Raw genomic sequence first — 22,621 nt, forward strand, 5'->3', positions numbered from 1 at the left:
CTTTATATGAATTCATTTTTTAAACGTTTGGCTCTATTTAATCAAGGCTTGGGAAAAACTAGTCCGTTTGCAAAAGGTGTGGATGGGACTTTACAGGTTATTGAGCATTTGGGTTATGTGCAGATTGATACCATATCAGTCGTTGAGCGAGCTCATCACCATATATTGTGGAGTCGAGTGCCTGATTATGATTTAAGTCATTTAAATAATTTGGTTCGAGAGCGTCAGATTTTTGAATATTGGTATCATGCGGCGTCTTATCTTCCTATGAAAGACTACCGTTATGCACTGCCTGCCATGATGTCGGTCAGGAAAGGGGAAAGCCGTTATTTCAATAGAGGTGATCAACATCTCATGAATGAGATCTTAGCCCGCGTTCGTGCAGAAGGTAGAATTCGACTACGAGATATTGATAAGAATAATAAAAAGAGTTTGGGAAATTGGTGGAATACAGGTCCAGGTCGCCGTGCTTTTGAGCAGTTATATATGCAGGGTGACCTGATGATCTGTGAGCGTAACGGAATGGAAAAAGTCTATGATTTGACCGAACGTTGCTTACCTGAAAATATTGATTTAAGTATGCCTACGCTTCATGAATATGCGCAGTATTTATTTAATACAACGCTTCGAGCACATGGTGCATTTACATGGAAGCAATTGGTTCATTTAAAGGGAAAAGATTTAAAAGAAGCTATGCGTGTCGTGCTGAAGGAGCAGATCGACGCAGGTGTAGTATCAGCGATTAAACTTGACGATGGGCAAACTCTATATGTCGATGTAGCTGCAATAGAACAAAACGTGAATACTGATTTTGGATTAAAAATACTTTCGCCTTTCGATAACTCGCTTATTCATCGTGACCGCTTAACATCTTTATTTGAATTTGATTATCGGATCGAATGCTATGTGCCAGCGGCCAAACGGGTATTTGGTTATTTTTGCTTACCTATTCTTTATCAAGATGAGCTAGTGGGCCGCATAGATTGCAAAGCACATCGGACAGTAAAAGAGTTAGAAGTCATTAGTATACATCTCGAAAAAACAATCAAAGATAAAGAGCTTTTCTTTTTTGAATTAGAGCAAGAGATCAAGCGCTTTGCAGAGTTTAATCAATGTACTATCATTAATGACAAAGTCATCAAGCTCATTCGCTAAGGTGTAAGCAGGGAACTATGTTGGTCTTAAATAAAGTTTATTTAAATTAAAACACCAAAAGAATTACTACAGCTTTTGGTGTTTTCAATTGATTTACATTAAAGGCATACGATATTCAATTATTCCTGGTTTTTGTGCAATCCAGTCATAGAGTTTTTGAGCCGTGTGATTGGTTTCTTGAGTGTGCCAATATAAACGGTCACAGTTGTGTTCGATTGCTTGCTTCTGTACATATTCAATGAGTTGCTTACCAATGTGTTGCCCACGGACTTCAGGTGAAACATAAAGGTCTTCTAAATAACAATAATTATTCTCTGCCCATGTTGAGCGATGAATAACATAATGCACAATTCCCAAAACTTGCTCGCCTTGTTTGGCAACAGCACAATAAACGGGTTCATTTTCAATGAAAAAGCGTTCCCAAGTTACTTTAGTAACATGAACAGGTAAATTTACCTGATAGAAATTTTGATAAGCAAGCCAATATTTGTTCCATTGTGAATAGTCCTGCTGCTGAACAGGGACAATCTGAATATCTTGATTTTGCATAATAATTACACTCTGTTTTAAAGTTCTAGAAAGTCGAAAACAAGAGTGTAGTTTTGATAGTGGTATTTTTATAAGATACACTTTTGATATTTTTTACAGTACCAGTTTGTTATGGCAACTTCGATTTCTGCATCTTTTCCACATTTGATTTTGCCAAAGGGTCAGATTAAAGATGGACTATATTCTGCTTTGCGTGATGCTATTTTAGATGGTAGGCTAATTGCCAGAACAAAATTACCCTCAAGTCGTGCTTTAGCAGAGATGATGTCGATTTCACGAAACTCTGTGTTAGCTGCTCTTGAACGGTTACTTGATGAGGGCTATTTATTTACTAAGCCAAGTTCAGGTACCTACGTTGCCGAAGTGATTCCAGATCAATTAATTGGTATTCAGCAAGACCTAAATTCATGTGTTGAAAAAAAGCCCCAATCCTTAAACATTAATCCGAATCTTGAAGGTTTATTAACTTCATGGCGAGAGCAGTCGTGGTCAAGTCAAAAGAAAAAAATGTTCCATGTGGGAGTGGGCTGTATTGATTTATTTCCTCATCAGCTTTGGGGGAAATTATTAACAAAAGCTTGGCGACAATCTTATTATCAACTGGGTCAATTTCACGACTCGCGGGGCTATTTACCATTGCGTCAGGCAATCTGTGAGTATGTCCGCTCCACCCGAGGCCTGAACTGCAATGAACAGCAAATCATTATTGTAAATGGGACGCAGCAGGCAATTCATCTAGCTGGCTATGCCTTACTTCAATCAAATGATGAAGTTTGTTTGGATGAGCCGGGATATGATGCAGCTTTTAATATTTTTCGAAGTTTTGGTGCGAAAGTAAATTTGATCGAGAGTGATGAGGAGGGAATGCGAATCTCTGACATTACAGATCATTATTCAAAAAGCAAACTTGTTTATACCGCACCTTCACATCAGTTTCCTGTAGGTGGAACTTTAAGTTTAGCTCGCCGTTTTGCGTTACTCGATTGGGCATCCCAACAAGGAAACTGGATTTTTGAAGATGATTATAATAGTGAGTTTCGCTATGGCACACATCCTATTCAAGCTTTACAGGGTTTAGATCAGCAGCAAAGAGTTATTTATTCTGGTACTTTTACCAAAATGATGTTTCCTGAGTTTCGGTTAGGATTCATGGTTGTGCCTGAAGCATTGATTGAAACCTTTAGTGCGGCCAAATATTACACGGATGTTCGAAGTTCTTATTTAGAGCAGGTTGCTTTGTCTCTATTTATACAAAAAGGCTACTATGCTCGGCACGTGCGTAAAGTTAGAAAAGCATGCTATGAGCGCCAACAAGCATTGATTAAAGCTATTGATGAGCATCTTGCAGATGTGCTCGATGTTCAACCAACCGATTCAGGTATCCATGCAGTGTGCTGGTTAAAAGGTGCGTGGACAGAGCAAGAATTTATTGATCAGTGCTCAGCTCTAAACTTAGCTGTTCAGCCGTTATCAAGATATTGTCAGATGCCAAACAAGAAGGCCGCTGTACTTATTGGCTATGCAGCCCACACACCTAATGAAATTATTGAAAACATTAAAAAAATTGCACAATATTTAAAAGCTAAATAATAGCCTAAGTTATGCTATTTACATAAATTTAATCATTATTCAAATACTTAAATGCAAATTTTTATGGTGATCAATTGGTTATATGAAACTAGAAATTTTATTAAAATTTTAAAAATTAATTTTAATTAATATTATTTTAAGCTAGCACAATTAATCTAACTACATCAAAGCTTATTTAGTACACCTTTTGGCCACATTCTCCAGATGTGGCCTTTTTTTTATCAAAAACAAATATAGTTCGGAATAACTTAATTAATTCTTAAAGAGAAATAAAAATTAATCATCTTCCATGGCATTACTATAAAACTTAACGCCTAGTTTAATACGATCACGCCCATTACCCATACGCCAGCGGTTAGTATCTCGTAAAGAATATACACAGCCACAATATTCTTGCTGATAAAATTCTTCTCGTTTACTGATTTCAATCATACGGCTTGAGCCACCATTTTTACGCCAGTTATAGTCCCAATACTGAATTTCAGGATAGTGAGCAGCAGCGCGAATTCCGCAGTCATTGATTTGCGCCATATTTTTCCAACGAGAAATTCCTAGCGAACTACTGATGAGACTAAAGCCGTGTTCATGTGCGTAAAGGGCAGTTCGTTCAAATCTCATATCAAAACACATGGTACAACGAATACCGCGTTCAGGTTCATCCTCCATCCCTTTTGCTCGGGCAAACCAGTTGTCAGTGTCATAGTCTGCATCGATAAATGGAATATTATGCTTTTCTGCAAAACGAATATTTTCTTCTTTGCGGATTAAATATTCTTTTACTGGATGAATATTAGGATTATAAAAAAATATTGAAAATTTAATTTCTGAGTCGATTAATGCTTCCATAACTTCTCCTGAACAAGGAGCGCAACAAGAGTGAAGTAATAATTGATCGTGTCCAGAAGGGAGTTCTAATTTTAAACGTTGAGTTGACATAATAAAAAAATTAAATTGTAATGCCATTAATTATATATTTATTATTTGTATAATGTGAAATGAATTATTTTCAATTTTACTGTGAAATTAATTTAATATTTTAAAAAAATTATTGTTATATTTAAGGTTAAGTTGAATGTAAATAATTAAATAAATGTCATGTTATATATTGAGGCTAGATTTATAATTAAATTTAAAGTTGTTGCTAAATATACTATATAATTAAATAAATTATAGATGGGTTTTATATATTAAAAAATAATAAACCTTAAATATTTTTTGATAAGTGATTGATGTATCTGAATATAATTTGAATTTTTTATTGTGATATGTGTCACAAATAAACCTTATTTTTTCAATTAAAATATTTCTTTAGATTTATATCTTTAATAAATCTATACTATAAAATTCAGTGTGTTTTTTTAATTTAAGCGTGTGATAATTTGAGATATGGAAGATTGGCAATGTAAGTATTGTAATGGTTACATTATGGTTAATCATTCAAAGATCGGTGTAGGAGAAAAAGTTTACTTTTTGGTATATAAATTTGACGCAAAGAATGAAAGGAAAAAATTATATAAAAAGGGAGTTGTTGTTGCCCGTTACGATAATATATTACACATTGAGTCACGTAAAAAAACTTATAAGATCGAGCAGATAAAAGTCTATCCATTAGGCGCACCCATGCCTTTCGTTTACAACATGTTTTGGATTTGTGGATGTCCGTTTACTCTACAAAACTAATTTCTTAAATTTAAATGACAGCAACTTATTTTATAGATTGAATTAATAATCATATCCTTTTTTGTCATCAGCTTTTACAGATAAGATCTATACCTTGGGGAGAGTAGTTCATAGCGTATAAGAAAATCTCTGTTATTTATTTGACAAAATAAAAGCGCTCTCTTATAAACCTCAAGTAAAGTTGAGGTCAATCATGATGAGTGAAAATAAAAAAGCTGACTCTAGTCGAGTTTTGACTGTGGGTGAAGTTGCAAAAAGGAGTGGAGTTCCTGTTTCGACCCTACATTTTTATGAAACGAAAGGGCTTATAAAAAGTATAAGAACAAATGGTAATCAACGTCGGTATCCCTTAATTATTTTAAGATATATTGCGATTATTAAAGTCGCTCAAAGAGTGGGTATCCCTTTAAATGAAATTAAAGAGGCTTTAAGTCAGTATCCTGTGGGCAGTAAATTAACAGCCAAGCAATGGAAAGATCTATCAAGTCATTGGCGAGAAAATCTGGATGATCGAATTCAAAAATTAACTCGCTTAAGAGATGAAATGGACTGGTGCATTGGCTGCGGCTGTTTATCATTAGAGCAATGCCCATTAAGAAACCCCGAAGATATTTTAGGACTAGAAGGATCGGGGCCACGAATTTTAGAAAGACCTGAATAGAATATTTCAACAATAGCTTTTAATTGGGAATATCTTAATTTCCAATAAATTAAATTTATTTTGCTAGAACATTCAAGTGAGTTTTTTATTGTAAAGAAGTGACATGGAATATGAAATTTTTTGATATCTTTAGTTTTTTTAGTAAGAAGCAAAAAATTATGAAAAAAATTCTCTTTCTTGGCTTGGCACTTGTTTCATTAACGGCTTGCTCGTCTGTACAACATAAAGATCCGACTCCACCAAAAATTGGTTCACCAAATCCAGCTAGTCAATATTGTGTTGAACAAGGTGGAAAATTAGAAATTAGAAATGAAGCAAATGGTCAGGTCGGCTATTGTCATTTACCAAATGGCCAAGTCGTAGAAGAATGGAAATTATTCCGTGACAATCAAGCGAATTGTGTAGCAGAAGAAGCTCAAAAATTAGTGGGGCAATCTGGCCTTACTGATGATCAAATTAAACAAAAGACTCAATCAGAAATTGTGCGTAAAGTTGCTCCGGGTCAACCAATGACTATGGATTATCGTACAAACCGAGTTACAGTCACCATTGATCCAGCTTCTAAAAAAATTACGAATGCAACTTGTGGCTAACTTTTAATTAAAAGCTAATAGACCGAATTTTGAAATAAAAAAGCCTGCTAAAATGCAGGCTTTTTTACGACTTTAATTTTGGGAATAGTGAATGACTGGATATTCTTTTTGTTGAGGCAGTTGTTGTAAAGCCTTGTTAATATTGATTAGAAAAATATCAACTTTATCTTGGCTTGAATTGTTGGTGTTGTACGAAGCTCTTTCTTGATAGTTAATTCCGCATCCAATAATTTTCATATTTGCAGGGTTAAAACTCCAGTCATTTTTATTTTTGATCGAGATATCTAAATCACTATCACACTCTTTCCAGAGTTTTAAAAATTGATTGGAATATACAGCGGGGGCTTCTTGTGCTCGGTATGCGGTAAATCCTTGCATTTCAGAATTGGCAAATTGAAGTAGATGATTGGTGGGCATTCCTCCCCAAAGGATAGCAGTATCTTTTGGTAGTTTTATCGAGGTTATATTTTCTTCTTTAAGTGGAGTAGTTTGTTCATTTTTCTGTTTTGACTTTTGAGATTTATATACCAGTTTTGTTCCAACTGGAACAGTTACACCTTTGACTTGAGTTATTTGAGTTGTATAGAAATAAGGCGAATCATCACGGTTACAACCTGTTGGGTTATAACAGCCAATACATCCACTCAAGAATAAAACCGGAAAGCTTAAAACACTCAATTTTAATATGTGATTCATTTTTCTTCTCTTTCATTATTTCTATCAATTTAATATATCAGGCTTTATATCAATAATAAAAAAAGCCTCTAGCGGACTAGAGGCTGAAAAACATCAGATGCAAGAACAGGTGAATTATGCATCTGAGTTAAGTAGGTTGTATCAAACCATGTAAAACACTTTACCAGCAAAAATGAATAAAAATAGAGAGGTGCGACTAATGGCTAATATTTGTGGTTTTTTATTTATACAAATTGGCGTGCTTATTTAAAGACTATTTCTAGAACATCTATTAGGGGAATAAAAGCTCTACAATTTATATTTTTGATTAAACCAATCGATGTTGATTGTTCAACCGTTGTCTTTTTGCGCTGCTAGCCAATAGTTATTCGTGATTTGTATTCGGCTTAATGATAATTTTAGAGTTATCCGACAGGACACAATAACGACGAACATACGAATAATAATGAATTGAAGGTAGGACCCCGTGTTTATAAGTGTATTTGATCTTTTTAAAATTGGTGTAGGCCCATCTAGCTCCCATACAGTTGGGCCAATGCGAGCAGCGTGTAGTTTTGTGGACGATTTAGTTAAGCAAAATGATCTACAAACGACGTTTCGAGTTCAGATTAAGTTATATGGTTCGCTTGCAGCAACTGGTGTTGGTCATGCGACAGATAAAGCTATTCTTTTAGGATTAATGGGTTTTGACCCTGAACATATCGATACTCAAGTAAGTACAAGTTTGATTGAAGATGTTCTTGAAAATAAAGCCATCCAGCTCGATCAGCAAAAGAGTATTTCTTTTGACTATAAGCATGATTTGCTTTTTTTAGATGAATCTTTGCCTCATCACCCAAATGCAATGGAACTGATTGCTTATAACGAAGCGGAAGAAATTTTATATGCTGAAACGTATTACTCGATTGGTGGCGGTTTTATTGTTAGCCAAAGGCAATTAACACAAACCCAGTCTGAGACTGGTGAAATTAAGGTTCCATATCCATTTCATAGTGCTGCTGAACTTTTAAGCTTATGTAAAACTCATCATTTATCAGTTAGTGAGTTAATGCTTGAAAATGAGAAAAGTTGGCGTAGTGAAAGTGAGATTCGCACCAAGATTATGGATATATGGAAAGTGATGCAGCAGTGCATTCACAACGGATTAATTAACGAAGGAATATTACCGGGCGGATTAAACGTAAAACGTCGGGCTAAAAAAATTCACGATAAATTATTAAATAAGAAAAATTCAAACCTGATTGTGACGACTTTTCATGCCATGGAATGGGTCAATTTATTTGCGTTAGCGGTAAATGAAGAAAATGCTGCTGGCGGTCGAGTAGTGACAGCTCCCACAAATGGTGCAGCAGGGATTATTCCGGCAGTTTTATATTATTACGTGACTTTTTCTAAAGATTTTTCCGAAGACAAAGTTGTTCGCTTTTTTCTAAGTGCAGCAGCAGTCGGTATTTTATGTAAGCTCAATGCATCTATTTCTGGTGCAGAAGTAGGATGTCAGGGCGAAGTAGGCTCAGCTTGTGCGATGGCTTCGGCGGGCTTAGCCGAGATTTTAGGTGCATCACCTGAACAAGTGGAACATGCAGCTGAAATTGGCCTTGAACATAACTTAGGTTTAACGTGTGACCCGATTGGTGGCTTGGTTCAGGTGCCTTGCATTGAGCGCAATGCAATTGCTGCTGTAAAAGCCATTAATGCAGCACAAATGGCACTTCATGATGAAGGTGAGCATTTTGTGACGCTCGATAAAGTTATTCAGACAATGAAGGAAACTGGCAGAGATATGTCTGAGAAATATAAAGAGACTTCAAAAGGTGGCCTCGCTGTTAACGCAATTGAGTGCTAAAAAATGAGATGGGGACGAGGTGCCCCATCTTATTTTAAACATTAAGCAGGGTGAGCAGGAGGCTAAAAAATGGCTATCCAAACAATCAAATTTGATGATAGGAAGGTACTTGTAGGGACACCAAGCGATATAATGGTGGCAGAAATTGCTTCTCCGTTTGTTGTACTTTTGCAGCTAATTGATCTAATTTCTTAACTCAGAAAATATAGTTTCTTTTAATTGGTTTCTTGCATCCACAGATAATCACGCTATTTTATTTTTTATCATAATTTATTAAATCATTTTTAGCGATTTCTATGACTTTATAGAAATCTTCTAATGAGAATTTAAAATCTATATCATTAGGGATAGCTGTTAAGTCTAAGAGAAACTCTATCTCAATATTTTTAACGCCATTTTCCCGATTTAATTGAAAAATTCTATAGTTATAAAAATAAACTTCAACTGTTAAGAATTCAAATTCAATATTGCTAGCAAAAATAATTTCGAAATTAGGTGGGAGAGACATATCTATTTACTCTACTTAGAATCCAGTAAACCAAAGAAAAAGTTATCAAAATTAAAATGGACTCCTTGAATCATTAGGTGCTCTATATGAAAAAACTCTGCAAGAAAGAGCTATTCGTATTATAAAAGGATTATTTTTCTAAATAGTATAATCGAAACCTAGGAATAGGGAATAGAATGGTCAGTTATTAAATTCTGAATTCTTGGAATACCAAACTTTTCTTAGCCATATTTGCTACCAAACAAATCTCTCTTCTAAAATCACCCCTTTATAACTCCCACTTAACAATAAACCACTCATTATTTAGCCTTACTTTTTTAATGATTTAATTTAAAGCAAATGGCATTTTGCGTGCTTGACTGTAAGGGGGCAGGGCACTATTCTTTGCCTGCTGGCCTACATTGCCAGACGGTCGTCGCGGACCGCTTGTAAGAACACATCAGATTTATTCCTTTCTGAGGGATACTCTTATGTGTAAATTCCTCGTCTCCTCCCGTTGCGGTAGGACGGGAGTGGGACACCTTCGGGTGTGCTGGAGTCTTACCCAGTCCGCGAACCCTCTTCCGTTCTGCCACCATAATTTTAATGTCTGGCAGAACTCCCAATAAAAAGGAGTTGGCTTTGCACATCCATTATTTCTTGGCTCTCGATGCCAAAAGCTATAACGATACAGCTTAAAAATTTAAAGCAGCTTGATCGCCCTAAGGTTTTCAGGCTTTAAGTCATTACGGCTCAAAAAACTTAATCAACAATAAAACTTGAGATGTGCCAAGCACAGTCTTTACGGCTTTGCTATGCCTTTTTTTCTCCCCAAAAAGTATCTCGTTTAGAAACAACAAGAATTTATAACGGTAAAACGATGTCAAATTTAGTTCTCCCAACACGTGCCATACAAGTCATAAATAAGTCGATTAATTTATTTCACCATTTTGGGTTTCATACTGTTGGGGTCGACAGAATCGTGAAAGAGTGCGAAGTTCCAAAAGCGACTTTTTATAATTACTTTCACTCGAAAGAGCGGTTTATTGAAATCTGTTTAATCGTACAAAAAGAACGCTTAAAAGCAAAAGTAGTTTCAATTGCTGAGTACGGGCAAGGCTCAAACGTGAAGGATAAACTCAAGGAACTTTATCTTTTACATACCGATTTAGAAGGGCTTTACTACTTACTATTTAAAGCCATTTTTGAAACGAAACTGAGCTATCCAAAAGCCTATCAAGTTGCAATTAAATATAGAACGTGGTTAATGAATGAAATCTATAGTCAGCTTATAAAACTAAAAAACGATGCGACTTTTCAGGATGCAAAACTCTTTTTATATATGATTGAGGGCGCAATTATTCAGCTTTTAAGCTCAGATGGGGCAGATGATCGAGAAAAGGTACTGGATTGTTTTTTGCGTAGTTTAGGTAGTTAATGTAATTTGAGGCCTCAGAATGCGCTAGACAATTGATAAATTTAAAAGCCAATTTGTCACCATATCTACGGATGTGTTTTTTTATATTTTTTAACACATTTACTTTATTACTTAATCAGACAAATGCTGAGCTGATAACAAAAAATATTAGACCGGTCGTCTATCAATCTATATAGTGAGGCCTCACTTTGTTGGCCTTCTAGTTTAAAAGAGAAAATTAATGTCTATTATTCTTCATCATTTAAATACTTCACGCTCATTTCGCATTCTGTGGTTACTTGAAGAAATTAATCAACCTTATGAATTAAAAAGTTATTTTCGAGATAAAACTACAAATCTTGCACCTCAAGAATTAAAAAACATTCATCCTTTAGGAAAATCACCTGTGATTGAGCTCGATGGAAAAGTAATTGCTGAATCAGGTGCCATTGTAGAAATTTTGATTGAAAAGTTTGCTCCTCAACTTATGCCCGCGAAAAATTCAGACAGTTATCTTGATTATTTACAATGGATTCATTTTTCAGAAAGTTCGGCTATGGTTCCATATTTATTAAATATTTTTAATTCGGTTGAGTTAAAAAATGGCACTCAATTAAAGTTCTTGGATCAATATGCGCATGCTGAGTTGGATAAAGTATTTTCATATTTAGATCAACAATTAGTAGGCAAAAAATTCTTAGTAGACAATTGCTTAACGGGTGCAGATTTTATGATTGGTTTCGTAGTCTATGGTCTAATTAATTCTTTAAATATTCGATCAAAATATCTTAATATTGAACAATATGTAAAAAGTCTAGAAAGCTTAGAAAGCTGGCAAAAAGCCATGTCTATAGAACAAAATCTTCATCAACAGACCAATGCCTAAAATTGCTGTAAGTAATTTTTTCAATATTGTTTAGCTGCTCAATTGGCTCGTATTCGTTCTTTCATTAGTTCTGGCAAATCAGCGAGTTAAAGAATTCGCCATTTAAAATTATGAGTTGAAACTCTTGTACCTCTAATTGATGACAAGAGTTTCTATGTCTATTTAAATCACATTTCTGAGTTCATTTGCCGTGTTACGCAGTAAGGGCAAGATTTGTTGAACCAAATAATCTTCTTGTACACGGTTGGTTTGAGACATGCAGTTAAGTGCTGCCACGGCTTGACCTTGAGCATTAAAAACGGGCACTGCAATCGCAATCACGCCAAGCTCATGTTCTTCTTTAGAAAGACAATAATCCGATAATGAAATGCCCTTAAGCACTTCAAAAAACTTTGACTCATCTACAACGGTAAATGGGGTTAAGCGTTTTAAACCGTAAGTTTTTACCCATGTGTGTTGAGCCTCTTCAGACAATGCCGCAAGTAATACTTTACCCGTAGAAGTTGCATGGGCAGGGAGTCGGTTTCCTAAATGCATGCCGTAAGGGCTTACGCGTAAATTATCTTGCTGCGGTAAATAACTACGGGCAATCGGTACGACTTCATTATCGTCCAGCACCACAATCGAAAAAGTGAGAGACGTCTGCGCGCACAAAAGATTTAAAAATGATTGAGCAACTTTAGGTAAATGCGCAGAGCTTAAATAAGAACTCGAAAAGCGCAGCACGCGATGGGTTAGCCAAAAGTAATGTTCATCTGTTTCTAAATAGCCTAAGTATTTTAAAGTTTTTAGATAACGCCTTGCCGCTGTACGACTAATACCAGTTCGTTCAGCCACTTGAGTGACATTGAGCCGTTGCCGATCTGTTCCAAAAGCTTCCAGTAACGCTAAGCCTTTTGCTAACCCTGCAATGTAGTCTTCTTGACGAATTTTCTCATGCGAGTTCGGGTGCTCTAAAAAAGCATCGAGAGAAGGCATCCTTTCATTCCTGTTATTTTGGTTGTTTCTGTCCGCTATTCGGACAAACTAAATGATAAACGGTTATTTTCGTCTTGGATATATAGTGCACAAAACTTAAAGCCAGTAATTTAAAAGTCAGGATGAAACAAGGATGAAGTTATGGATATTTTAAAGACACAGGTTGCAATTATTGGATCTGGACCAGCAGGGTTATTGCTTGGGCAACTTTTATATAAAGCTGGTATCGATCATATTATTGTTGAGCAACGTAGTGCTGAATATGTGGCTTCACGGATTCGTGCAGGAATTTTAGAGCAAGTTTCAGTCGACTTACTGAAACAAGCAGGCGTTGACCAAAATTTAAAAGACAAAGGATTACCGCATTCAGGCATTGAAATCTTAACCAATGGTGTAAAACATCGGGTTGATTTGGCGGCACTAACAGGTGGAAAACAAGTGACCGTATATGGTCAAACCGAAGTGACTAAAGACCTGATGACTGCGCGTGAAGCAGAGCAGCTCACTTCATTTTATGAAGCTCAAAATGTGCAGGTTAAAGATTTCTACACTGCGCCCAAAGTTGAGTTTGAGTACCAAGGTAAAGCCTTTCAAATTGAGTGTGACTTCATTGCAGGTTGTGATGGCTACCATGGTGTCTGCCGTGCCAGCGTGCCAGAAGATAAAATTAAAACCTTTGAAAAAGTTTATCCGTTTGGCTGGTTAGGTGTGTTGGCAGATGTTCCACCTGTAGCCGATGAATTGATTTATGTACAGTCAGAACGCGGATTTGCTTTATGCAGTATGCGTTCTGAAACGCGTAGCCGTTATTATTTACAAGTCCCTTTAACCGATCACGTAGAAGACTGGTCGGATGAAAAGTTCTGGGATGAGTTAAAAAACCGCCTAGACCCTGAAAGCCGTGAAAAGCTAGTGACTGGAACCTCTATTGAAAAAAGTATCGCGCCGTTACGTAGCTTTGTGACTGAGCCAATGCGCTTCGGAAAACTATTTTTAGCAGGTGATGCTGCGCATATTGTTCCACCGACAGGAGCAAAAGGCCTCAATCTCGCTGCGTCTGATATTGCTTATTTATCAAGTGCACTTGTTGAATATTATGTGGAAGGTTCAGAACAGGGTATAAATGAATACTCTGAGAAATGCCTACAACGTGTATGGAAAGCTGAGCGTTTTTCTTGGTGGATGACTCATTTATTACATCGCTTTGAAACTGAAAGTGAGTTTGATCATAAGATTAAACAAGCCGAACTAAGTTATGTGCTCGGGTCTATCGCAGGGAGAACAACATTGGCTGAAAACTATGTCGGTTTGCCTTATGAGATTAAGCAAATTGATAGTTTTAAGCACGCAAGTTGATTTTCTAAGTAATGAGGGAACCTGCCTTAACGCGGGTTCTTTTATAATAAAGCGATTAAAAATACCAAATATAGCTTCATCTTTTTTAAGCTTAGCTCCCTTGAGAACTAAGCTTACCTAAAAAATTAAAATGAAGAGTAATAAACTCTACATATGTGGAAATAAGGAATAACTTTGAGGAGTAAATTCCTTATTTCCGGCTAACGATCTAAAACATCTGTTTGATCGTTAGCACCATCACCATATAGGCACATGACCTAGATGGTATTTTGTGATGGATCTCTTTACGACTTTTGTGGGTCATATAATTTTTCTTTAATGAATAGGGCGGGGATCACACCACAAATCAGGTAGGCAGCACCCATTACAACAAAACCTAAACCAATAGAACCACCAGATGCTAAGAAGCCAATTGTGGCAGGTGCAAGGGCTGCTCCAAGACGACCAACATTATAAGCACCGCCAATTGCTGTACCGCGGATGGCTGTCGCAAAACTTTCAGTCATATAGGTTGCATTTACGCCGTAAGGAATACCGTATAAGAAACCGAAGGTAACGAGTAAATATAAAATATTGCTTGGAGAGTTATAAAAAACAATAAGTGGTAAGAAAATAGCAGTACCAATGGCACCAAAGGCATAGGTAAAACGACGACCTAGTTTGTCTGCCATCATGCCGGCAAGGACTTTACCTAAAATCATGGCGGTATAAGTACCGACCATATAGGCAGTCATTTCTTTAAACTTCATACCTAACTCACTTTCTAGGTAAGAAGGCATCCAGTTGTTTACTCCATAATAACCAAACTGTAAGAAACCTGCGGTTAATGCCCAAAGGATAAACATATTACGGTTCTGTTTATCTTGGAAAATAAGTTTAAATGCCGAAGTTTTCTGAGAGTTTTGAGCCGCAACAGGTTGTTGTAGTCGGGATTGTTGCCATGCTTGTGGTTCTGGTACAAAAATATGCATTAAAACAGCAATAATGACGGGAATAATCGCAACGTAAAACAGCATGCGCCAGCCATGATCTGGAATAATCCAACCTGCAAGTAATGTTGCAACAATATATCCAACCGTCCAGCCCGCTTGTAAAGTTCCGAGTACGGTTGTGCGGTAACGTGTCGGGACATATTCGGCCATCAATGTATTACACGCAATGTAGAGCGAGCCAAGTCCAAGTGAGGCAAAAAATCTTAAAATACCGAATTGAAGAAAGCTCTGAGTAAAACCTAAGCCACAGGTGAGGAGTGAGAAAATTAAAATAGAAATAACAACAATGCGGACGCGACCAAATTTATCGCATGCCCAACCGCCAAAAATTCCACCAACAGCCATACCTGCTAAAGTAAAACTACCGAGCATACCGGCTTGTACCGAACTTAATCCGAAATCTGCCTTAATACTATTTAAGCTATAAGACAGCAGCATCAAATCTGCACCATCAACCAATAGCGCTAGAAATGCAAAAATAAATGCAATTTTCCAAGTATGAGGCTGTATACGTGAAAGACTTTCTTTGTAATTTGTAGCCATAATCCATTACCTACATTTGATTGAAAGCACTTCAAGTCGTTTTAAAGTGCTTAAAATTTGATTAAGACGCAGCGCGAATCATGTTTCGGGCAATAATCACTTGTTGAATTTGGGTAGTTCCTTCATAGAGGCGGAACAAACGAACATCTCGATAAAAACGTTCAATCGCATATTCACTGATGTAACCTGCACCGCCATGAATTTGTACGCAGCGATCAGCGACACGGCCACACATTTCGGTTGCAAACATTTTTGCGCAGGAAGCTTCAGTGCTGACGTTTTGTCCTACATCACGTAGGCGTGCGGCGTCTAACACCATGCATCTGGCTGCATAAATCTCTGCTTTGGAGTCAGCAAGCATGGCTTGAATAAGTTGGAATTCGGCAATGGGTTGCCCAAATTGTTTACGTTCGATGGCGTACTTTAAAGAATCGTCTAGCATTCTTGTCGCAGCTCCAACACTTAACGCCGCGATATGCAATCGACCCTTATCAAGCACTTTCATGGCGGTTTTAAAACCAACGCCTTCAACTCCACCAATGAGTGCTGAAGCAGGAATACGGCAATTTTCAAAAATCACATCACAAGTGTGAGCACCTTTTTGCCCCATTTTTTTATCGCGTTTGCCAAGAGAAATACCCGGAGTTTGACTGTCGACAATAAAAGCAGAAATACCCCCAGCACCCTTAATATCAGAACTTGTGCGTGCCATTACTGTAAATACGCCAGCATGAGGGGCATTGGTAATAAAGCGTTTGGTGCCATTTAAAATATAAAAGTCGCCATCTTTTACGGCACTAGTCTTTAAAGATGCAGCATCAGAACCAGCATCGGGTTCAGTTAAGCAAAAAGAACTGATTACTTCACCGCGAGCTAAACGTGGCAAGAAAAATGATTTTTGAGTTTCAGTACCGTCAATAATGAGACCACTTGAACCAATGCCATTATTGGTACCAATGAGAGAGCGAAAAGCAGGAGAGGTCCGTCCTAATTCAAAAGCAACATAGACTTCTTCTTCCATTGTAAGTCCTAGGCCTTCGTACTCTTCAGGAATGGTTAAACCAAATAAGCCCAGCGCTTTCATTTGCTCAATAATATCTTTAGGAATTTCATCCGTTTCAGCGACTTCATTCTCATGAGGAATTAATACACCTTCAACAAATTGTCGAATCATATCAACAAGTTGATTTAGTGTTTCCTGATCTCGAATCATAGTCTCATCCTTTTACTACATGCTAAAAACATCAATGTGATGTTCGTAAAATCATCAATATTTGAAGCGATAGTAATCAAAGGATGAATGCAAAACAATATATTTTGAAAATTAATTTCGCAATGCGATATATTGTTATTGGTATTTGATTGGCTAATTTATTGATTTATTTAAGCTATATTTTCTTATAAAAATTCATCATTTTTAGTGGAAAATTAAAGTTTGATTTTTAAAATGAGGTGTGTATATTAAAAATATATATCGCTATGCGAAATTTTAAATGGATAAATTTTCCTATAGGAAATGAATCACCAGATAGAGTGGGATGAAGATGGGTGCTTTAAATGGAATTCGGGTGCTTGACTTAAGTCGGGTATTGGCTGGGCCTTGGTGTGGACAGACGCTGGCTGATTTAGGGGCAGAGGTCATCAAAATTGAAAGACCCAAAGTAGGTGACGATACTCGTTCGTGGGGACCACCTTGGATGAAGGATGACTCAGGGTTTGATACTCAAGAGGCTGCTTATTATCAGTCTACAAACCGCAATAAATTATCGGTTGCCATCGATATTGCTAGCCCAGATGGTCAAGAATTGATTAAAGCTTTAATTCAAGATACAGATGTGGTGATTGAGAACTATAAAGCGGGTTCTTTGAAAAAATACGGTTTGGATTACGAGTCTTTATCTGCAATTAACCCGAAATTGGTGTATTGCTCGATTACAGGTTTTGGTCAAACTGGCCCAAGAGCTGAAGAACCTGGTTACGACTTTATTATTCAGGGAATGGGCGGACTTATGTCAGTCACAGGTGAGCGTGATGATTTACCGGGCGGTGGTCCACAAAAAGTAGGGGTGGCTTTTTCTGATTTAGCTACAGGACTTTATTCTACGATTGCCATACAGGCTGCTTTACTTAACCGTCATGTGACGGGTTTAGGACAATACATTGATATGGCCTTGCTTGATGTCCAAATTGCGACTATGGCAAATCAGGGAATGAATTATCTTTCATCGGGTAACATCCCTAAGCGTTATGGCAATGCACACGCCAATATTGTGCCTTACCAAGTATTTAAAGCTTCTGATCGTGATTTTATTATCGCGTGTGGAAATGACACTCAGTTTATTCAGCTCTGTAGAAGTATTGGCTTACCCGATTTACTCAATGATGCGCGTTTTGCCCGAAATGCAGACCGAATTAAACACCGTGATGAAATTATCGAAATTTTATCAAACCATTTCTTAACTAAAACTGCAGATGAATGGGTAGGTGCGATTTATGCTGCTAAAGTTCCGGTAGGTGTAATCAATAACTTGGAACAAGCTTTTCAAGAGCCACAAGTGATTGCCCGAGAAATGTTGGTCGAGATGAATCACCCACAACGTGAAAAATTGAAGGTAATTGGCTCGCCAATCAAACTTTCAAGAACCCCTGTTGAGTACAAAACAGCCCCTCCTTTATTGGGTGAACATACGCAAGTGGTTTTAGGTCGAATCGTTTCTCTGGAAAAATTAGATGAGCTTAAGATAAAAGGCGTGATTGCATAAGCTAGCCTGAAAGCGAAGGGTTAAAATTATTTTTAAAATTAGAAAATAAAATATTTAGCCTTTCGCTTGAAGGGTTTAAATCAAGTTATATTTTAGATGCAGACTCGGACGTTTGCTTTTTTGCTATTTATAGAAAAAATAGATTATAATTTTCGCAGTGCGAAACAAAATGTGGATTGGTATAGATATGAATGATGCAGTAGATGCAGAGCAAACAGAAAAATTATTAGCGCCTTTAAGACATGAATTATTACATCCGATTCAAGACATGCAGGATGAAAATGATCGCCAATTTATTACTGCATTAGCCCGTGGTTTAGAGCTATTACGTTGTTTTACCCCAAAACATCAGCATTTAGGAAACCAAGAACTCGCACAAATGACGGGTTTACCTAAGCCAACCATTACTCGTCTAACGCACACTTTGTCTCGTTTGGGTTATATCAAACAAGTCCCAAATTCGAGCAAGTTTCAACTTTCAGTTGGGGTTCTTGCTTTTGGTTATTCGATGCTTTCTAACGTGTCGATTCGCTCTATTGCTCATCCATATATGAAAAATCTGGCAGACTATGCTGGCGCTGCGGTTGCAATGGCAACACGTGATCGACTCAATATGATTTATCTTGACGTGGTACAAGGTAAAGGAAACATGACCATGCGCCGTCAGGTTGGAACTTATTTACCCATTCATTTAAGTTCGATGGGACGTGCATGTTTAGCTGCAATGCCTGAAGATGAAAGAGAGTTTTTGCTTGATGCGATTCGTACCAAGCACAAAGAAGACTGGATCAAAATTAATCGTGATTTAGACAAAGCTTTTAAAGACTATCAAGATTTTGGATATTGTTTTTCAATTGGCGAATGGCATAAAGATGTGAACTCAGTTGCAGTTCCATTGATTCATGAACAACATGGTTTACTGGTGTTTAACTGTGGCGGTCCAAGTTTTATTATGAACCGAGAAAAACTTGAAGAAGATATTGCACCACGTCTCTTACATATGGTGAATAACATTCGTACTGAGATTAGTTAATTGTACTGAATTAAAAAATCAAAAAGGCCAGCAAAGATATTGATTGCTGGCCTTTTTTATAAGTTGTATTTCAAATGACGTGCTTATGAAAATTCGGTTTTCTTTTTTCTTTGAAGGCGCTTAGGGCTTCTTTAAATTCTTCACCTTGCAAACAATGAGAAAAAATAGTCGACTCATGATCAATACGATTTAATAGATCATCAATAGGCATATCTCTTAGTAACTTTTTGCTGAGCTGTAAAGCTTGACTTGGTTTATTTGCGAGTTTGGTTGCCGTATCTTCAACAAATTGATCAAGCTCATTTTCTTCGCATATGTTATTTACTAAACCATAATTTTTAGCTTGTTGCGCCGAAAATTTGTCGCCCAGTAAAATAATTTCAGAAGCTCGAGCGAAACCTAATAATCTCGGTAAGATGTAACTAGAACCTGCTTCAGGCACAAGTCCGAGATTCACAAAAGGAAACTGAAAAATAGAGTTTTGACTTGCATATACGAGGTCACAATGTAAAAGCATGGTGCTGCCAATACCAATCGCCACGCCATTTACCTTAGCAATAATCGGTTTTGGAAACGTTGCTAAGCTTTTTAGAAACACAATTGAAGAGGGTGGTTCGGTACTGGTTGTATTACGCGTTTCGAATGCATTTACATCATTGCCGCTGGTAAATGCAGACCCTTCGCCTGTGAGTATAACAACATGAACTTCTTGATTGATTGCTGCCTCATCTAATGCCTGACTGAGTGCAGAATACATTTCATAATTAATCGCATTCTTTTTGGTGGGATTGCTCATCGTTAGTGTGAGTATATTTTTATCTAAATGTTGCTTAATCACACCTATTGTCAATTTATGTTGACTCATATCATCCTGCTGCATCATTCATTCCTTTTGTTTAACTATTTGAAAAATATTTGATTTATTATTGATTCAAACCAAATATTCTTAGACAGATCTGAAATTAAAACTTTAAATTAATAAGATGATCCTATCGAAAACAAATTCCATTATCAATTAATTTGTTTTATATTGTGGTATGAGATTTTGTATTGCGAAATTTTAAGCTTTGTGAGTTTAGAAATGTTTACAGGATTTATTGGTAATAAAGTACCTAGACATGCTAAGGAAATCAGAAGCTAGGTATATAAAAAGTGAGTGGAAATAAGATGAAGACGAAAATTACAGAATTATTTGAAATCGAGCACCCGATTATTCAAGGCGGTATGCATTATGTCGGTTTTGCGGAGCTTGCTGCTGCGGTTTCAAATGCAGGTGGATTAGGCATTATTACTGGCCTGACGCAAAGAACACCTGAAAATCTAGCAAAAGAAATTGCGCGCTGTCGAGAAATGACTGATAAACCTTTTGGCGTAAATTTAACTTTCTTGCCTACCGTAAATACACCAGATTATCCGGGTTTTGTAGAAGCAATTATTAAGGGCGGAGTGAAAGTTGTAGAAACAGCGGGTCGTAATCCTGAACAGGTCATGCCTTATTTAAAGGCTGCTGGAATTAAAGTTATTCATAAATGTACATCTGTTCGACATAGCTTAAAAGCCCAGCAAATTGGATGCGATGCAGTTTCTGTAGATGGTTTTGAGTGTGGTGGGCACCCTGGTGAAGATGATGTACCGAATATGATTCTATTGCCTTTAGCAGCCGATGCATTAGAAATTCCATTTGTTGCTTCAGGCGGAATGGCGGATGGACGTTCACTCGCGGCAGCTTTAGCCATGGGGGCAGATGGAATTAATATGGGAACACGTTTTATTGCAACTCAAGAAGCTCCTGTACATGCAAATGTGAAACAGGCGATTTTGAATGCAACCGAACTAGATACGCGTTTAATTATGAGGGCTTTACGAAACACAGAACGTGTCATGAATAATGCGGCCGTCGAAAAAATTGTAGCGAAAGAAAAAGCGCTTGGCGACAACATTAAATTTGAAGATATTATTGAAGAGGTTGCAGGGGTTTATCCTAAAGTCATGATAGATGGCGATGTAAATGCCGGAGCATGGTCATGTGGGTTAGTTGCAAGTTTGATTCATGATATTCCGACCTGTGATGAATTGGTCAGCCGTATTGTAAAAGACGCAGAAGATATTATTCGTGGACGTTTATTAGGGCTTTTATAAAATTTAACTTTAGCTCATAACGTTTATTACGAAATTATTGAAAGTTATTCATTTAAGATCAGTACAAGCTTGCTAGTTGTGCTGATCTTTTGCATCGGCGATACAATAATAAAGACAAAAGACGGCAAAAATTAAGCCTAAAATACAGACACCCGTCCAACCAAAATGTTTCCACGCGTAGCTTCCAGCTGTGGTGCCTAAAGCTCCACCTGCAAAATAACCAGTCATATAAATCGCATTAAAACGCGAACGTAATTCTTGATTGAGCTTAAATACAATACTTTGATTGGTGACATGAACTGCGGAAAGTGAAGCATATAGAATGAGTAAGGCAATAATATAAAAGATGAAATGGTAGGGTAAAAGTGAAAAAAGAATCCAACTTAGAATAAGTCCCACGCCACAATAAATTGAAATTTTGTGGATATACCCTTGGTCAATAAATTTGCCTGAAAAATTGGCAACGAAAGTTCCTAAAACACCAACAAAACCGAAAAGACCAATCGTAAAGTCACTAAAAAAATAGGGAGCGGGGGCCAATAGTAATGACATGGTGGTAAAGGTTAAGCTCACGCAAGAAAATGTAAAACCACCAATATAAGTTCTAATTCTTAAACGTCGATTTTGGATAAAAATTTGTGGAAGTGAGCGAATGGTTTTTGCATAGTTTTCAGATTTGGTGGGTGGGAACAATCCAATACTACGGTGCAAAATAATGGCGATAACCAGTAATAAAAAGCCACTGACCAGATAAATCACATTCCATGCAAAAAGCGTAGACATTAATCCTGATAGGGAGCGAGCGAGTAAAACCCCCATCATGAGACCACTCAGTAAAAAACCAACAACACGACCACTTTGTTGAATTGGAACCAGACTTGCGGCAAGGGGTAATAGAAGCTGGGCTGAACTGGAAAATAGACCGGTAATGATTGTACCTAGTAAGAGCAGATAAATATTGTGTGAAAAACCACTAATAATTAATCCACTTGCAGCCAGTAACATAAAGATGAAGAGCAGTTTACGCTTTTCTAAAATGTCTCCTAATGGCATTAAAAAGAGTAAGCCACAAGCATAGGTAATCTGGGCTAAAGTAGGCACCCATGCTGTGGTAGTTTCAGTTAAATTTAAGCTTAAACTAATCGAATGAATGAGTGGTTGGCTAAAATAATTTCCGCCTGTACAGATGCCTGCTGCAATAGCCATTAAAATAATGGTTGGGGTATAGAGTGCGTTTTTCATCATGCCTATTGTCATA

At 37.0% G+C, this 22,621-nt stretch carries 22 protein-coding genes; 13 read left to right on the top strand and 9 right to left on the bottom strand.

The annotated features are described in order from the left end of the window. Positions 1 to 6: 6 nt before the first annotated feature. Positions 7 to 1,155: a winged helix-turn-helix domain-containing protein gene (locus ACLBWE_RS12895; RefSeq protein WP_447603328.1), complete on the top strand. Its 1,149-nt coding sequence runs from the start codon at positions 7 to 9 to the stop codon at positions 1,153 to 1,155. Positions 1,156 to 1,248: 93 nt separating this feature from the next. Here the strand turns inward: ACLBWE_RS12895 and ACLBWE_RS12900 are convergent, their stop codons facing one another. Continuing rightward, positions 1,249 to 1,704: a GNAT family N-acetyltransferase gene (locus ACLBWE_RS12900; protein WP_447603330.1), complete on the bottom strand. Its 456-nt coding sequence runs from the start codon at positions 1,702 to 1,704 to the stop codon at positions 1,249 to 1,251. 111 nt (positions 1,705 to 1,815) lie between these two features. Here ACLBWE_RS12900 and pdxR point away from each other — a divergent pair, with 111 nt between their 5' ends. Continuing rightward, complete coding sequence (pdxR, locus tag ACLBWE_RS12905; RefSeq protein ID WP_447603332.1) at positions 1,816 to 3,294, top strand: MocR-like pyridoxine biosynthesis transcription factor PdxR; 1,479 nt, start codon at positions 1,816 to 1,818, stop codon at positions 3,292 to 3,294. Between the two features lie 276 nt (positions 3,295 to 3,570). Here pdxR and ACLBWE_RS12910 read toward each other — a convergent pair whose 3' ends face one another. Beyond that, on the bottom strand, positions 3,571 to 4,230 hold the full coding sequence (locus ACLBWE_RS12910; protein WP_347018522.1) for an epoxyqueuosine reductase QueH: 660 nt from the start codon (positions 4,228 to 4,230) through the stop codon (positions 3,571 to 3,573). Between the two features lie 450 nt (positions 4,231 to 4,680). Between ACLBWE_RS12910 and ACLBWE_RS12915 the strand changes: the two genes are divergently transcribed. From ACLBWE_RS12915 to ACLBWE_RS12925, 3 genes are all read left to right on the top strand, one after another. Continuing rightward, positions 4,681 to 4,974 (top strand): hypothetical protein, encoded by a 294-nt coding sequence (locus tag ACLBWE_RS12915; RefSeq protein WP_003651095.1) that lies wholly within the window; start codon positions 4,681 to 4,683, stop codon positions 4,972 to 4,974. 193 nt (positions 4,975 to 5,167) lie between these two features. Beyond that, on the top strand, positions 5,168 to 5,635 hold the full coding sequence (gene soxR / locus ACLBWE_RS12920; RefSeq protein ID WP_005047710.1) for a redox-sensitive transcriptional activator SoxR: 468 nt from the start codon (positions 5,168 to 5,170) through the stop codon (positions 5,633 to 5,635). Between the two features lie 158 nt (positions 5,636 to 5,793). Further along, positions 5,794 to 6,228 (top strand): I78 family peptidase inhibitor, encoded by a 435-nt coding sequence (locus tag ACLBWE_RS12925; protein ID WP_003651098.1) that lies wholly within the window; start codon positions 5,794 to 5,796, stop codon positions 6,226 to 6,228. Between the two features lie 72 nt (positions 6,229 to 6,300). Here ACLBWE_RS12925 and ACLBWE_RS12930 read toward each other — a convergent pair whose 3' ends face one another. Further along, positions 6,301 to 6,924, bottom strand: coding sequence for a hypothetical protein (locus ACLBWE_RS12930; protein ID WP_348952026.1), 624 nt, complete (start codon positions 6,922 to 6,924; stop codon positions 6,301 to 6,303). 466 nt (positions 6,925 to 7,390) lie between these two features. Here ACLBWE_RS12930 and ACLBWE_RS12935 point away from each other — a divergent pair, with 466 nt between their 5' ends. Together ACLBWE_RS12935 and ACLBWE_RS12940 are read left to right on the top strand one after the other, a co-directional pair. After that, a complete protein-coding gene (locus ACLBWE_RS12935) occupies positions 7,391 to 8,770 on the top strand; it encodes an L-serine ammonia-lyase (RefSeq protein ID WP_151744395.1) in 1,380 nt (459 codons plus the stop codon). Between the two features lie 69 nt (positions 8,771 to 8,839). Beyond that, entirely contained in the window at positions 8,840 to 8,965 is a 126-nt protein-coding gene (locus tag ACLBWE_RS12940) for a hypothetical protein (RefSeq protein WP_266095485.1), read from the top strand. A 58-nt stretch (positions 8,966 to 9,023) separates the two neighbouring features. Here ACLBWE_RS12940 and ACLBWE_RS12945 read toward each other — a convergent pair whose 3' ends face one another. Next, positions 9,024 to 9,278 (bottom strand): hypothetical protein, encoded by a 255-nt coding sequence (locus ACLBWE_RS12945; protein WP_045436133.1) that lies wholly within the window; start codon positions 9,276 to 9,278, stop codon positions 9,024 to 9,026. A gap of 859 nt (positions 9,279 to 10,137) precedes the next feature. Here ACLBWE_RS12945 and ACLBWE_RS12950 point away from each other — a divergent pair. Continuing rightward, positions 10,138 to 10,695: a TetR/AcrR family transcriptional regulator gene (locus ACLBWE_RS12950; RefSeq protein WP_447603337.1), complete on the top strand. Its 558-nt coding sequence runs from the start codon at positions 10,138 to 10,140 to the stop codon at positions 10,693 to 10,695. A gap of 220 nt (positions 10,696 to 10,915) precedes the next feature. Continuing rightward, entirely contained in the window at positions 10,916 to 11,560 is a 645-nt protein-coding gene (locus tag ACLBWE_RS12955; RefSeq protein WP_447603339.1) for a glutathione S-transferase family protein, read from the top strand. A gap of 162 nt (positions 11,561 to 11,722) precedes the next feature. On the opposite strand, the gene pobR is transcribed toward ACLBWE_RS12955, so the two are convergent. After that, positions 11,723 to 12,538, bottom strand: coding sequence for an IclR family transcriptional regulator PobR (gene pobR / locus ACLBWE_RS12960; protein ID WP_042896744.1), 816 nt, complete (start codon positions 12,536 to 12,538; stop codon positions 11,723 to 11,725). Between the two features lie 141 nt (positions 12,539 to 12,679). Between pobR and pobA the strand changes: the two genes are divergently transcribed. Continuing rightward, entirely contained in the window at positions 12,680 to 13,894 is a 1,215-nt protein-coding gene (gene pobA / locus ACLBWE_RS12965; protein ID WP_447603342.1) for a 4-hydroxybenzoate 3-monooxygenase, read from the top strand. Between the two features lie 284 nt (positions 13,895 to 14,178). Here the strand turns inward: pobA and ACLBWE_RS12970 are convergent, their stop codons facing one another. Further along, positions 14,179 to 15,429 (bottom strand): MFS transporter, encoded by a 1,251-nt coding sequence (locus ACLBWE_RS12970; RefSeq protein ID WP_056479212.1) that lies wholly within the window; start codon positions 15,427 to 15,429, stop codon positions 14,179 to 14,181. Between the two features lie 61 nt (positions 15,430 to 15,490). Continuing rightward, positions 15,491 to 16,642 (bottom strand): acyl-CoA dehydrogenase family protein, encoded by a 1,152-nt coding sequence (locus ACLBWE_RS12975; protein WP_447603344.1) that lies wholly within the window; start codon positions 16,640 to 16,642, stop codon positions 15,491 to 15,493. 331 nt (positions 16,643 to 16,973) lie between these two features. Between ACLBWE_RS12975 and ACLBWE_RS12980 the strand changes: the two genes are divergently transcribed. Both ACLBWE_RS12980 and ACLBWE_RS12985 read left to right on the top strand, forming a co-directional pair. Beyond that, complete coding sequence (locus ACLBWE_RS12980) at positions 16,974 to 18,191, top strand: CaiB/BaiF CoA transferase family protein (RefSeq protein WP_447603346.1); 1,218 nt, start codon at positions 16,974 to 16,976, stop codon at positions 18,189 to 18,191. A gap of 187 nt (positions 18,192 to 18,378) precedes the next feature. Next, positions 18,379 to 19,224 carry an IclR family transcriptional regulator gene (locus ACLBWE_RS12985; RefSeq protein ID WP_017389939.1) on the top strand — a complete coding sequence of 282 codons (846 nt, stop codon included), beginning with the start codon at positions 18,379 to 18,381 and terminating at the stop codon, positions 19,222 to 19,224. 70 nt (positions 19,225 to 19,294) lie between these two features. On the opposite strand, the gene ACLBWE_RS12990 is transcribed toward ACLBWE_RS12985, so the two are convergent. Continuing rightward, positions 19,295 to 20,104, bottom strand: coding sequence for an enoyl-CoA hydratase (locus ACLBWE_RS12990; RefSeq protein ID WP_447603496.1), 810 nt, complete (start codon positions 20,102 to 20,104; stop codon positions 19,295 to 19,297). A gap of 287 nt (positions 20,105 to 20,391) precedes the next feature. Between ACLBWE_RS12990 and ACLBWE_RS12995 the strand changes: the two genes are divergently transcribed. Next, a complete protein-coding gene (locus ACLBWE_RS12995; RefSeq protein WP_231763645.1) occupies positions 20,392 to 21,363 on the top strand; it encodes an NAD(P)H-dependent flavin oxidoreductase in 972 nt (323 codons plus the stop codon). Between the two features lie 72 nt (positions 21,364 to 21,435). Here ACLBWE_RS12995 and ACLBWE_RS13000 read toward each other — a convergent pair whose 3' ends face one another. After that, entirely contained in the window at positions 21,436 to 22,608 is a 1,173-nt protein-coding gene (locus ACLBWE_RS13000) for an MFS transporter (RefSeq protein ID WP_447603349.1), read from the bottom strand. Positions 22,609 to 22,621: the final 13 nt, after the last annotated feature.

It is taken from the genome of Acinetobacter sp. M5A5_2a (assembly GCF_053345265.1).